Here is a 12008-nt window from a genome sequence, read left to right on the forward strand (position 1 = left end):
GGATGGCGGCGCGAGCGCCCGACCGACGTGGCACACTGACCCCGTGGATCTCGACGTGGTGAGGCGCGCCCCCCTGTTCAAGGCTCTCGACGACGAGGCGGCCTCGGCGCTGCTGTCGGAGATGAGCCGCTCGCACATGGAGCGCGGCGACGTGCTCTTCCACGAGGGCGACCGCGGCGACACGCTCTACGTGATCGCCGAGGGCAAGATCAAGCTCGGGCGCACGAGCCCCGACGGCCGCGAGAACCTCGTCGCCATCCTCGGCCCGGGCGAGATGTTCGGTGAGCTCAGCCTCTTCGACCCGGGGCCGCGCACGATGACCGCCACCGCCGTCGCCGAGACCCAGCTGCTCGGCGTCGGCAACGAGTCGCTGACCAGCCTGCTGTCCGGCCGCCCCCAGGTGTCCAAGGCGCTGCTCGCGGCCCTGGCCCAGCGCCTGCGCCGCACCAACGCCCACCTCGCCGACCTCGTCTTCACCGACGTGCCCGGTCGCGTCGCCAAGGCGCTGCTCGACCTGTCCGAGCGCTTCGGGCGTCCTGTCGAGGGCGGCATCATGGTCTCGCACGACCTCACGCAGGAGGAGCTCGCGCAGCTCGTCGGCGCCTCCCGCGAGACGGTGAACAAGGCGCTCGCCGACTTCGCCACGCGCGGCTGGCTGCGCCTCGAGGCTCGCGCCGTCCTGCTCCAGGACGTCGAGCGCCTCAAGCGCCGCGCCCGCTGACCCGCGGGATCGCGCTCTCTCCCACCCGTTTCGGGGTGAACCGCCGGACGGAACCGCCGGCGGATCACCTCAACGCGCGAACGACCAGCCGTCCGGCCCGTTGACGACCACGCGGTCGGCGCCGTCCGCGGCCGCGGCCACACGCGCGGCGTTGACCTCGTCGGTCTGCTCGACCCACGTGGCCGCTGCGACCGGTGACTTGCCGAACGTCACGTGCCGGTCGACGAGCCGGGACCGTCTGAGTTCATCGTCACCCGTGACGTACCAGACCTCGGCCATGGCGGATCGCGCCGCCTGCCAGCGTGGCTCGTCCAACAACAGGTAGTTGCCCTCGGTGACGACGAGGCGGGCGCTCGGCGGCACGACCACGGCCGCCGCGATCGGCTGCTCGAGCGTGCGCTCGAAGCCCGGCGCATAGACCCACGTGTCCGCCTCGGCGACGAGGCGCCGCACCAGGTGGGCGTAGCCGTCGGCGTCGAACGTGTCGGGAGCGCCTTTGCGGGACAGTGCATCCAGTCGCTCGAGCTGCACGTCAGCGAGGTGGTAGCCGTCCATCGGGACGTGCGCCACCCAGTCGTCGCCACGGGCTGCAGCGACGCCCGCCTCGACGGCGTCGGCGAGCGTCGACTTGCCCGCCCCCGGCATGCCGGCGATGCCGAGCACGACCCGGCGGTGGTGATCGACCAGGTCGAGGGCGCCGCCCACGACCTCCGCGAGGCTCACCCGTGCTCGCGGAGGTACGCGAGCTGGGCCTGCACCGACAGCTCGGCCGCGGGCCAGACGCTGCGCGGCACGTCGGCGTAGACGCGTTCGACGACCTCGTATGCCGTCTGCGCACCTCGGGCGACCGCGTCACGCACCTGATCCAGCCGTTCCGCACGGTGCTCCAGGTAGAAGGTCACGGTCGCAGCCGCGTCGGCGACGAACGGCCCGTGCCCGGGCAGCAGGCTCGTCACCGCGCCCGCCTGCGTCAGGCCCTCGATGCGGTCGAGCGAGTTGAGGTAGTCCTCGAGGCTTCCGTCGGGCCACGCGACGACGGTCGTGCCGCGCCCGAGGATCGTGTCGCCGGTGAGCAGCGTGTTGTCGGCGGGGAGCACGAAGGAGAAGGAGTCGCTCGTGTGGCCGGGCGTCTCGACGGCGAGGACCTCGAGGCCGCCCACCCGGATGGTCTCGCCGGCCCAGAGGTCGTCGTGGCCACGGCCGAAGGCGCGCACCGGCGCCCCGGTCAGCTCGTGGAAGCGGTCGGCGCTCTCGGCGTGGTCGTCGTGTCCGTGGGTCAGCAGGGTCAGCGCCACCCGGCGGCCCGTCGAGGCCACCCGGTCGAGCACGTGGCGGAGGTGGCCCTCGTCGAGCGGACCGGGGTCGACGACGACCACCTCGTCGGAGCCGGGCTCGGCGAGCAGCCAGGTGTTCGTGCCGTCGAGTGTCATCGGCGACGGGTTGGGGCAGAGCACGCACTCGGCGCGCGCGCTCGTGACGCCGCCGCGCCAGCCGGGGTCGGCCGCGGTCCCGATCACCGCGCCACCTTCCGCGGCCGGCGCGACGGCGTCACCGGGCTCATCGTTCGACGATCTCCATGGCCGCGCCGCCCGGCCCCTCGACGACCTCCGGCATGATGAGCGGCAGGTGGTCGCTGTGCACGACGACGTCTGCGGCAGCAGGGGCGTCGCGGATCTCCTCCACGCACATCACCGTCGGGGGCAGCATGAGGGCCGACCCGGCGGCATACGCCCTCAGCAGCTCGGAGGGCACGACCCACGTGGCCTCGTCGGCTTCGGTGGTCTCGCCGTCGGCCACCTGGAAGGGCGGCATCAGCGCGGCGAAGAACCACGTGTCGTAGCGCCTCGGCTCGAAGACGGGCGTGACCCAGTGGGCCTTGGCGACGATGAGGTCCGACCGGAGCACGAGACCCTTGTCACGCAGCACGTCGGCGAGCGCCACCCGGCGGTCGACGAGCCGGCGACGGACCTCGAGCCACTCGGGGTCGTCGACCCTCGCGAGGGGGCCGCTGGCCGAGGGGCCGGCAAGGAGCACACCGCACTCCTCGAACACCTCGCGGATCGCGGCAGCGACGTACATCTGCGCCTCCGCGGGCGAGCAGCCGAGGCGCTCGGACCACTCCGACGGCGAGGGTCCCGCCCAGGGCAGGCCCACCTCGCCGTCGCGGTCGTCGACGCCCCCGCCGGGGAAGACCATCGTGCTGGGTGCGAACTCCATCCCGGACACGCGCCGCAGCATGAAGACCTCGGTGCCGGAGTCACCGTCACGCACGAGCATGACGGTGCTCGCGCGGCGCGGCTCGGCCTCCTCCCAGCGCTCGCCCGCGAGCCACCGGGTGGCGGCGTCGGAGATGCTCGGCGTCGTGGTCAGCGGGAACTGCCGTCCCGCGGTCATGGCACCACCGACGCTCATCGAGCGACGGAGACGATGACCTCGACCTCGACGGGTGCGTCCAGGGGGAGCGCAGCGACACCGACGGCCGAACGGGCATGGATTCCCTTGTCACCAAAGGCCTTGACGAGCAGCTCGCTCGCGCCGTTGATGACCCGGGGCTGGCCGGTGAAGCCCGGGTCGGAGGCGACGAAACCGACGACCTTGACGACACGGCTCACCGTGTCGAGGTCGCCGACCTCGCTCTTGATGGCCGCGATCGCGTTGAGGGCACACGTCGCGGCGAGGGACTTCGCGGTCTCGGCGTCGACGTCGGCGCCGACCTTGCCGGTCGCGGCGAGGGAACCGTCGACCATGGGCAGCTGACCGGAGGTGAAGACGAGGTCGCCCTCACGGACGACGGGGACGTAGGCGGCGACGGGTGGCACGACCTCGGGAACGGTGAGGCCGAGCTCGGACAGGCGGTCTTCGACGGCAGACATCTGCAGGCTCCTCAGGACTTCGGGCGCTTGAAGTAGGCCACGAGGCTCGTACCATCGGGACCGTTGACGATCTGGACGAGCTCCCACCCGTCGGCCCCGAAGTTGTCGAGGATCTGCTTGGTGTTGTGGATCAGGAGTGGTGCGGTGAGGTATTCCCACTGGGTCATGGCCATCACCCTACTCAGTGTCACCTCGGCCCTCGGCGCCTGCTCGGGTGGCGCCGGTGACACCTCGGCGAGCACGATGTCGACCACCATGACGAGCACTTCGACGACCAACTCCACGGAGTCCGGGGCCAGCCGTTCGTACGGCCCGGACCCGGCGCAGGTCTACGACGTCTACCCGCCCACCGAAGGGCTTCCGGCGGCCACCGGCACTGTCGTCGTCGTCCACGGCGGGTTCTGGCGGGCCGAGTACGACCGCGAGCACGCGGTGCCCGAGGCGAAGGCGTTCGCGGCCGCCGGCTACCACGTCGCCCTCGTCGAGTACCGCCGAGCAGGTATGCCGGGTGGCGGCGTCCCCGGCACCCTCGACGACGTGCGCGACGTCCTCGCGTCCGTTGCCTCGCAGTCCGACCTGCCCAAGCCGCTCGTCCTCGTCGGGCACTCGGCCGGCGGGCACCTCGTCACCTGGGCGGCAGGCCAGCCGTGGGCCCGTGAGCGCGGCATCGCTGGTGTCGTGTCGCTCGCGGGCGTCGTCGACCTCGGGGCGGCCGACCGGCTGCACCTCGGCAACGACGCGACGCGCGACTTCGTGGGGTCCGGCCCGGGCACCACCGCCTGGGCGTCGGCCGATCCGATGAGCGCGCTGCCGCCCAACGTGCCGGTGCGCCTCGTCAACGGCTCCGACGACGACACGGTGCCGCTCGGGGTCGCCGACGCGTACCTGGTGAAGGCGAAGGCCGCGGGTGGCGATGTCACGGAGGACGTGGTGGAGGGCGCCGACCACTTCGCCGTCATCGACCCGGCCGCACCCGCCTTCGCCCACGTCCTGACGGCTGTGCGCTCGCTGGCCACGCGACCCTCACCCTGAACCGCTCACGCGTACGTCACTGTTGCGCCCCACGGAACAGTGACGTAGTGCCGCCGCCAGGTGTCCCCGGCCGTCACCTACGTCACTGTTGCGCCCCATGGAACAGTGACGTAGCGCCCCCACCAGGTGCCCCCGGCCGTCGGCTGCGTCTCTGTTGCGTCCCGCGCACCAGTGACGCAGCCGACGGTCGGGCTTGCACCGCCCGCGGAGGTCTGCCGAAGCGGGCGCCCTAGGGTGGGACCCGTGACCACCGGCCGCACCGACCCAGCCTGGGCGCACGCGCGACTGCACGTCGTCACCGGCAAGGGCGGCACCGGGAAGACCACGGTCGCGTCCGCACTCGCGCTCGCCCTGGCCTCGCAGCCGGGGCACGTGCTGCTGAGCGAGGTCGAGGGTCGCCAGGGCATCAGCCAGACCTTCGACGTGCCGCCGCTGGGCACCGACGAGACGCGCATCGTGCGCCTCTCCGGCGGTGGCGAGGTCGTGGGCCTCTCGGTCGAGCCGAAGGCGGCCCTGCTGGAGTACCTCCAGCTCTTCTACAAGCTGGGGCGCGCCGGCCGGTTGCTCGAGAAGTTCGGCGCGATCGACTTCGCCACGACCATCGCGCCCGGCGTCCGCGACGTCCTGCTGATCGGCAAGATCTACGAGGCCAACCGCCGCCGCCGCGACGGCCGGCACAAGGGCGACGCGGCCCCGGCCTACGACGCGCTCGTGCTCGACGCCCCGCCGACCGGGCGCATCGGGCGGTTCCTCTCCGTCAACTCCGAGGTCGCCGACCTCACCCGGGTCGGCCCGATCCACTCCCAGGCAGGTGCGATCACCCGACTGCTGCAGTCGGAGCAGACCGTCGTGCACCTCGTCACCCTCCTCGAGGAGATGCCGGTGCAGGAGACCCTCGAAGCAGTCGACGAGCTGCGCACCAAGGGCCTGCACCCGGGCGCCATCGTGGTGAACATGGTGCGCGACCCACTGCTCGACGACGTCGCCCTCGACCAGGCCCGCGCAGGGCGCCTGCACAAGGCCTCGATCCGCACCCAGCTCGCCGACGCCGGCCTCGAAGCCACCCCGGCGCTCGTCGACGGGCTTCTCGACGAGGCTCGCGACCACGCGCAGCGCATCGACCTCGAGCGCGAGCAGCTGCAGATGCTCGAGGCCACGGGCCTGCCGATCGTCCAGCTGCCCGCCCTGCCCGGCGGCGTCGATTCCGGCTCCGTGCGCGAGCTCGCCGACCTGCTCGTGCCCACCTTCGCGTCCCACGTCCAGACGGCGGAGCAATGAGCCCCGGCCAGGTCGCGCAGGAGGCACCCGCGCTCGACGTCGACGCGCTCCTCGCCGACCCCGAGACCTCGATCATCGTGTGCTGCGGCGCGGGCGGCGTCGGCAAGACGACCACCGCAGCCGCCCTCGGGCTGCGCGCCGCCGAGGCGGGCCGCAGGGTCGTCGTGCTGACCATCGACCCGGCCCGCCGGCTGGCCCAGTCGCTCGGTCTGACCGAGCTCGACAACACGCCCCGGCCGGTCACCGACATCGACACGTCGGCCGGCGGCAGCCTCCACGCGATGATGCTCGACATGAAGCGGACCTTCGACGAGGTCGTGCTCGCCCACGCCGAACCCGACAAGGCCGAGCAGATCCTCGCGAACCCGTTCTACCTCGCCGTCAGCAGCTCGTTCGCCGGCACGCAGGAGTACATGGCGATGGAGAAGCTCGGCCAGCTCAAGGCCGTCGCCGGCACCGAGGACGCCCCCTGGGACCTCATCGTCGTCGACACGCCGCCGTCACGCTCGGCCCTCGACTTCCTCGACGCCCCGAACCGCCTCGGCAGCTTCCTCGACGGCCGTTTCATCCGGCTGCTCACCGCCCCGGCCAAGGCCGGGGGGCGGGCCGGCCTCAAGGTCTTCGGCGTCGGCGTGCAGCTGGTCACCGGGGCGATGACGAAGATCCTCGGCGGCCAGCTCCTCACCGACGTGCAGACCTTCGTCAACGCCCTCGACACGATGTTCGGCGGCTTCCGGGAGCGCGCCGACGAGACCTACCGTCTGCTGTCCGAGCACGGCACGGCCTTCCTCGTCGTCGCGGCGCCGGAGCGGGACGCGCTGCGCGAGGCGTCCTACTTCGTCGACCGGCTCGAGGCGGACCGGATGCCGCTCGCCGGGCTGGTCGTCAACCGCATCGGCCGCGTCGCCGCGACGGGCATCACGCCGTCGCGCGCGCTGTCGGTCGCAGAGACGCTCGAGGACGCCGGCGGGCCGAAGTCGGCGACCAATGCGGCCGCCCTGCTCCGGCTCCACGCCGCCCTGGTCCGCACGGCGGAGCGACAGCGCGAGCTCGCCCGGCGCTTCTCGCGGTCACACCCCGGCATACCGGTGGTGCAGGTGCCCGCGCTCGGACGCGATGTCCACGACCTCGACAGCCTGCGTGAGGTCGGGCACGCGTTGGCGGGGTCGTGACACCAGAAAGTGGCCACGGCCCCGCTCACGTGTGAAATTGTGTCGGTCCTCGCCGCCGGACCCCACATCCAGGCGACGCGGAGGCTCAGACGGGCTTGGCCTGAGCGGCCATGCCCGCGCGGAGCGCCGACTTCCATGAGGTGATGTCAGGCCGCTTGCGCAGCAGGGCCCGACGCTCACGCTCGGTCATGCCACCCCAGACACCGAACTCGGTCCTGTTGTCGAGGGCCTCGGCCAGACACTGCGCGAGAACCGGGCACGTCTTGCAGACGGCCTTCGCGTCGTGCTGGGCCTTGCCCCGGACGAACAGCGCGTCCGGGTCCTGACCCGAACAGTTGGCCTGCGTTGCCCACTCGTCGACCCACTGGTCGACGATTGCGACTGCACTCATGATGTTTCCCCTCCCCGCTCGGCACCTCCCATGACACCGAGCAGACCCGGACCGTCCCACCGGTCCCGATCAAGCGGACCCCCCTAAGGCCCAAACGAGACATTACGAGCGGTGAGCCCGGTCGGACATAGCCTCTATGGACCATTTCGTTGACCGGGTGACTAGTCACCGCCGCACGTCCCTCATGGTCATGCAGAGGCGCGAATCGTCCGTTTGAGACATCTCTGCACCGCCGATCGTGCGGAGAACCGGTGGCCATAGGGTGAGCCGTTACCCTTGGCCGCATGTCTTCACGCACTACCTCGATCGGCGGCGTCATCAGCCTGCTCGGCGCGTTCCTCGCGTCCGCGCTGGTGCTCGGACTGCTCGCCGCCGGCCTGGTGATGCCCGCGGTGGGCGCCACAGGCGCCCTCGCCCGCAGCGGCGTCGACGTGTTCAACGAGCTTCCGAGCGAGTTCACGACCGACCCGCTCGCCCAGACCTCGCGGATCCTCGCTGCCGACGGCAGCGTCATCGCGACGCCGCAGGAGCAGAACCGCACGATCGTGCCGCTCAAGTCGATCGCCCCGATCATGCGCGAGGCCCAGGTCGCGATCGAGGACCACCGGTTCTACGAGCACGGCGGCATCGACATCCAGGGCACCATGCGCGCGGTCATCTCCAACCTGCGCAGCGGCTCGTCGGTGGGCGCCTCGTCGCTCACCCAGCAGTACGTGAAGATCTCGCTCCAGTACTCCGCGCTCAGTGCTGGCAACGAGCAGGCGGCCCAGGAGGCCGTCAAGAAGGACTACATGCGCAAGCTCAAGGAGCTGAAGTACGCCATCACGCTGGAGAAGAAGCTGACGAAGGACCAGATCCTCGAGGGCTATCTCAACCTCGTCTACTACGGCGACCGGGCCTACGGCGTCGAGGCCGCCGCCCAGCACTACTTCAGCGTCTCGGCCAGCAAGCTGAGCCTCTCGCAGGCGGCCCTCCTCGCCGGCCTGACGCAGAACCCGGGCACCACCGACCCGGTCAACTTCCCGAAGAAGGCCATCGCCCGCCGCAACGTCGTGCTCGATCGCATGCACGCGCTGAACCGGATCACCACCAAGCAGTGGACGGCGGCCAAGAAGCGCACGCTCAAGCAGGACATGAAGGTCACCAACCCGAGGAGCACGTGCCTCGCGTCGGAGTACCCCTACTGGTGCGACTTCGTCATCAACTACGCCCTCGCGATGCCGCAGCTCGGCAAGACGCTCGAGGAGCGCAAGCGCACCCTCTACCGGGGCGGCGTCACCATCACCACGACTCTCGACCCGCGCATCCAGCGCATCGCGCAGCGTGAGGTGACCAAGAACGTCCCGATCGGCGACAGGTCCGACGTCGGTGCTGCGGCATACGTCACCGACCCGCGCACCGGCGAGGTGAAGGCGTTCGCCCAGAACACCCAGTACACCGTCGGCAAGCAGTCCCTCGGCAAGACCGGCATCAACTGGGCCCTCGACAAGAAGTACGGCGGATCGGGCGGCTTCCAGTTCGGCTCGACGGCCAAGGCGTTCGCGCTCGTGACCGCCATGGAGTCCGGGCTGAACACCAAGTCGAGCGTCGTCGCGAAGGCGGCCGGCGGCAACGCGCAGGCCACCTACACGCCAAGGGAGTGGCCGGGCGGCACCGCCAACTGCGGCCCCGGCAGCCCGTGGAAGGTGTTCAACGACAGCCCGTTCAAGGGCGGGCGCATCTCGCTGATGGAAGCGACGGCCCTGTCCACCAACACCGCCTTCATCGCGCTGGCCGAACAGCTCGGCGGCTGCAAGGTGCGCGACACGATGCTGCGCCTCGGCCTGCACCAGGCGGACGGCCAGCCCGTCGGCCGCTACGCACCCCAGTACATCCTCGGCGCGTCCGAGGTCTCGCCGCAGGGCGTCGCGCAGGCCTACGGCGTGCTCGCGGCCGACGGCAAGAAGTGCCCGGTCGTGGCGATCACGAAGATCACCCGAGGCAGCAAGAACATCGCTCTTCCGGCATCGACGTGCACGCAGGTCGTCGAGCCAGACGTGGTGCGCGCCACCGACAAGTTCCTCGAGTACAACATGACCCACGGCTCGGGCCGCCGCAACCAGCTCGACGGCCGCCAGTCGGCCGGCAAGACCGGCACGGCCAACCGCAACAACGAGTCGTGGTTCGTCGGCTACGTGCCGCAGCTGGCCACGGCCGTCTGGGTCGGAACCCCCGACGACGGCAACAAGCGCGTCATGACGAACCTGCGCATCGGTGACCGTTTCGTGCCCGTCATGCACGGCGCCGCGGTCGCCGCCCCGATCTGGAAGGGCATCATGAACGGGGCCCTCGAGGGCCAGCCCGAGATCAAGTTCGGCGAGCCCTCGACCAAGCTCACGCAGGGCGACAAGGTCGACGTGCCCAGCGTGACGGGGCTCTCCGTGCCCGACGCCATCGCGCGTCTGCAGGCGGCGGGCTTCTCGGCCGCCGTGGGCGGCACGATGGGCTCGTCGGTACCGCGCGGTCTCGTCGCGGGCACCTCCCCCTACGGCCAGGCCGCGGGTGGCAGCTTCGTGACGATCTACACCTCGCGCGGTGGCGGCGGCGGCAACCAGCCGGTTCCGCAGCAGCCCCAGGTGGTCTTGCCTCCGCCCGCCGGCGGGGGAGGCGGCAACGGCGGCGGCAACGGCCGTGGTCGCGGTGGTGGCGGCGGCGGTGGCGGCCGGGGCGGCGGCGGTGGCAACGGCGGCTGACCGTCGGTTCCCTGGTCGTCAGCCGGCGAGCACGCGGCGCACGACGGCCGCCACGCGGCCGCCCTCCGCCTGCCCGGCCACGGCGGCGTTGGCAGCCTTCATCGCGAGGCCCATCTGCGGCATACCGGTGGCACCGGAGGCCGTGACGGCCTCGCGCACGATCGCCTCGAGCTCGTCGTCGCCGAGCTGCTTCGGCAGGTAGGTCTCGAGGACGGCGAGCTCGGCCTCCTCCTTGGCGGCGAGCTCGGCGCGTCCCGCGCCCGTGTAGGCCTCGGCGGCCTCGCGGCGCTTCTTGGCCTCCTTGGTGAGCACCTTGAGCACGTCGTCGTCGCTGAGCTCGCGGTGCTCCTTGCCGGCGACCTCCTCGTTGGTCACGGCGGTCAGTGCCATGCGGATCGAGCCGGCCCGCACCTGGTCGCGCGCACGCATCGCGGACGTCAGGTCGGCCTTCAGCTGCTCCTTCAGGGTGCTCATGCGCCCAGTCTGTCAGGTCGGCGACACGGCCCCGACGCGCTGGCGCGGGCTCGACGGCAGCAGTGCGAGGATGGGGCCCATGCGTGCCGTGACCAAGACAGTCCTCGGCCTCGGGATCGCCGGAGCCGGCGTGCTCGGCTGGGCCTCGCTCGTCGAGCGGAACGCCTTCGTGCTGCGCCGCTTCGAGGTGCCTGTGCTGCCCGAGGGCGCCGAGCCGCTGCGCGTGCTGCACCTCTCGGACCTGCACCTGCTCCCGCGCCAGCGCGCCAAGCGCAGCTGGGTGCACAGCCTCGCATCGGTCGACCCCGACCTCGTCATCACGACGGGCGACAACATCGCGGCGGACGACGCCGTGCCGTCGCTGCTCGACGCGTACGAGCTGCTGCTGCCGCTGCCGGGCGTCTTCGTGCTCGGCTCCAACGACTACTTCGCGCCGAAGGTGAAGAACCCCCTGGGCTACCTCACCAGGAACCACGCCAAGGGCGTCGGCACGACCCAACGGCTGCCCACGGCCGACCTCGTGCGCGGGCTGCGCGCGGGTGGCTGGGTCGACCTGACGAACCGCCGCGACACGGTGAGCGTGCGCGGCCTGCGCATCGACGTCCTCGGCGTCGACGACCCGCACCTCGGCTACGACCGCCTCGACCTCGTGCGCGGCGCGGCCTCCCCCGAGGCCGACCTCACCCTGGCCGTGACGCATGCGCCCTACCAGCGGGTGCTCGACGCGTATGCCGCCGACGGCGCAGACCTCATCGTGGCCGGCCACACCCACGGCGGCCAGGTGTGCGTGCCCGGCTACGGCGCCCTCGTGACGAACTGCGACCTCGACACCTCCCGGGTCAAGGGCCTCTCGCGCTGGTGGCCGGGAGCGGGCTCGACGCCGTCGTCCGAGGCACCTGCGGACGCCGCCTGGTTGGAGGTGTCAGCCGGTCTGGGCACGGCTCCGACCGCCCCCGTACGCCTTGCCTGCCGCCCCGAGGCCACGCTCCTGACGCTCGTCCCGCGCTCTCGCGGTTGACCCCGCGACGGGCCGGCGACGTGGTCGTCGGGCCCGATTCGGAGTTGGGCGGGGGCCTGCGCTAAAGTCTCTGCTTGCTGCCTCCGATCCGCGGATGAGGGGCAGGTGCAGCACCGGGGTGTGGCGCAGCTTGGTAGCGCGCTTCGTTCGGGACGAAGAGGTCGCAGGTTCAAATCCTGTCACCCCGACCAGACTGCGGCTCAAGGACCCCCTGCCACTGGCAGGGGGTCCTTGCTTTTTCCTGTGCTGCCGTCGGCCCGGCGCGACACTAGGTGTCGACGCGGGTCGCCGGCCAGCACGGTGCGACGCCGGACCCG

General features: G+C 71.5%; 13 protein-coding genes and 1 tRNA gene. 7 read left to right on the forward strand and 7 right to left on the reverse strand.

The genetic code is table 11. The features are described from left to right. Positions 1-43 precede the first annotated feature (43 nt). The gene (locus AB4091_RS03705; RefSeq protein ID WP_442290382.1) at positions 44-721 is read left to right on the forward strand and encodes a Crp/Fnr family transcriptional regulator; all 678 of its coding nucleotides are present in this window, start codon (positions 44-46) and stop codon (positions 719-721) included. 69 nt (positions 722-790) lie between these two features. Here the strand turns inward: AB4091_RS03705 and AB4091_RS03710 are convergent, their stop codons facing one another. The 5 genes from AB4091_RS03710 to AB4091_RS03730 are packed head-to-tail and all read right to left on the reverse strand — an operon-like array spanning position 791 to position 3761. Then, positions 791-1444 carry a nucleoside/nucleotide kinase family protein gene (locus AB4091_RS03710; protein ID WP_442290383.1) on the reverse strand — a complete coding sequence of 218 codons (654 nt, stop codon included), beginning with the start codon at positions 1442-1444 and terminating at the stop codon, positions 791-793. After that, positions 1441-2238: an MBL fold metallo-hydrolase gene (locus AB4091_RS03715; RefSeq protein ID WP_442290384.1), complete on the reverse strand. Its 798-nt coding sequence runs from the start codon at positions 2236-2238 to the stop codon at positions 1441-1443. The genes AB4091_RS03710 and AB4091_RS03715 overlap by 4 nt, the downstream gene beginning before the upstream one ends. Before the next feature lie 40 nt (positions 2239-2278). Next, positions 2279-3115, reverse strand: coding sequence for an NUDIX hydrolase (locus tag AB4091_RS03720; protein WP_442290385.1), 837 nt, complete (start codon positions 3113-3115; stop codon positions 2279-2281). A 14-nt stretch (positions 3116-3129) separates the two neighbouring features. Continuing rightward, the gene (locus tag AB4091_RS03725; RefSeq protein ID WP_442290386.1) at positions 3130-3594 is read right to left on the reverse strand and encodes a RidA family protein; all 465 of its coding nucleotides are present in this window, start codon (positions 3592-3594) and stop codon (positions 3130-3132) included. 11 nt (positions 3595-3605) lie between these two features. Then, positions 3606-3761, reverse strand: a complete 156-nt coding sequence (locus AB4091_RS03730) for a DUF4177 domain-containing protein (RefSeq protein WP_142179199.1) — start codon at positions 3759-3761, stop codon at positions 3606-3608. Here AB4091_RS03730 and AB4091_RS03735 point away from each other — a divergent pair. From AB4091_RS03735 to AB4091_RS03745, 3 genes are all read left to right on the forward strand, one after another. After that, the gene (locus AB4091_RS03735) at positions 3760-4626 is read left to right on the forward strand and encodes an alpha/beta hydrolase (RefSeq protein WP_442290387.1); all 867 of its coding nucleotides are present in this window, start codon (positions 3760-3762) and stop codon (positions 4624-4626) included. The two genes, AB4091_RS03730 and AB4091_RS03735, sit on opposite strands and share 2 nt — an antisense overlap. Positions 4627-4869: 243 nt before the next feature. Continuing rightward, on the forward strand, positions 4870-5904 hold the full coding sequence (locus tag AB4091_RS03740) for an ArsA-related P-loop ATPase (protein WP_442290388.1): 1035 nt from the start codon (positions 4870-4872) through the stop codon (positions 5902-5904). Then, a complete protein-coding gene (locus AB4091_RS03745; protein ID WP_442290389.1) occupies positions 5901-7076 on the forward strand; it encodes an ArsA family ATPase in 1176 nt (391 codons plus the stop codon). The genes AB4091_RS03740 and AB4091_RS03745 overlap by 4 nt, the downstream gene beginning before the upstream one ends. Before the next feature lie 85 nt (positions 7077-7161). On the opposite strand, the gene AB4091_RS03750 is transcribed toward AB4091_RS03745, so the two are convergent. After that, a complete protein-coding gene (locus AB4091_RS03750; RefSeq protein WP_442290390.1) occupies positions 7162-7467 on the reverse strand; it encodes a WhiB family transcriptional regulator in 306 nt (101 codons plus the stop codon). Between the two features lie 284 nt (positions 7468-7751). On the opposite strand from AB4091_RS03750, the gene AB4091_RS03755 reads away from it, so the two are divergent. Then, on the forward strand, positions 7752-10199 hold the full coding sequence (locus tag AB4091_RS03755) for a transglycosylase domain-containing protein (protein WP_442290391.1): 2448 nt from the start codon (positions 7752-7754) through the stop codon (positions 10197-10199). A gap of 18 nt (positions 10200-10217) precedes the next feature. Here the strand turns inward: AB4091_RS03755 and AB4091_RS03760 are convergent, their stop codons facing one another. Then, on the reverse strand, positions 10218-10673 hold the full coding sequence (locus AB4091_RS03760) for a GatB/YqeY domain-containing protein (RefSeq protein WP_442290392.1): 456 nt from the start codon (positions 10671-10673) through the stop codon (positions 10218-10220). 79 nt (positions 10674-10752) lie between these two features. On the opposite strand from AB4091_RS03760, the gene AB4091_RS03765 reads away from it, so the two are divergent. Together AB4091_RS03765 and AB4091_RS03770 are read left to right on the forward strand one after the other, a co-directional pair. Beyond that, positions 10753-11691 carry a metallophosphoesterase gene (locus tag AB4091_RS03765; protein WP_442290393.1) on the forward strand — a complete coding sequence of 313 codons (939 nt, stop codon included), beginning with the start codon at positions 10753-10755 and terminating at the stop codon, positions 11689-11691. A gap of 114 nt (positions 11692-11805) precedes the next feature. Continuing rightward, positions 11806-11882, forward strand: a tRNA-Pro gene (locus AB4091_RS03770). The last annotated feature ends 126 nt before the right edge of the window (positions 11883-12008 follow it).

The organism is Terrabacter sp. 2RAF25 (assembly GCF_052115265.1).
Classification (GTDB): Bacteria; Actinomycetota; Actinomycetes; order Actinomycetales; family Dermatophilaceae; genus Terrabacter.

What these genes read in the sequence shown, in the direction of transcription:
- AB4091_RS03730 (WP_142179199.1), bottom strand. Translation starts at nt 3,761, where the DNA reads ATGACCCAGTGGGAATACCTCACCGCACCACTCCTGATCCACAACACC.
- AB4091_RS03760 (WP_442290392.1), bottom strand. Translation starts at nt 10,673, where the DNA reads ATGAGCACCCTGAAGGAGCAGCTGAAGGCCGACCTGACGTCCGCGATG.
- AB4091_RS03735 (WP_442290387.1), top strand. Translation starts at nt 3,760, where the DNA reads ATGGCCATCACCCTACTCAGTGTCACCTCGGCCCTCGGCGCCTGCTCG.
- AB4091_RS03755 (WP_442290391.1), top strand. Translation starts at nt 7,752, where the DNA reads ATGTCTTCACGCACTACCTCGATCGGCGGCGTCATCAGCCTGCTCGGC.
- AB4091_RS03720 (WP_442290385.1), bottom strand. Translation starts at nt 3,115, where the DNA reads ATGACCGCGGGACGGCAGTTCCCGCTGACCACGACGCCGAGCATCTCC.
- AB4091_RS03750 (WP_442290390.1), bottom strand. Translation starts at nt 7,467, where the DNA reads ATGAGTGCAGTCGCAATCGTCGACCAGTGGGTCGACGAGTGGGCAACG.
- AB4091_RS03725 (WP_442290386.1), bottom strand. Translation starts at nt 3,594, where the DNA reads ATGTCTGCCGTCGAAGACCGCCTGTCCGAGCTCGGCCTCACCGTTCCC.
- AB4091_RS03745 (WP_442290389.1), top strand. Translation starts at nt 5,901, where the DNA reads ATGAGCCCCGGCCAGGTCGCGCAGGAGGCACCCGCGCTCGACGTCGAC.
- AB4091_RS03765 (WP_442290393.1), top strand. Translation starts at nt 10,753, where the DNA reads ATGCGTGCCGTGACCAAGACAGTCCTCGGCCTCGGGATCGCCGGAGCC.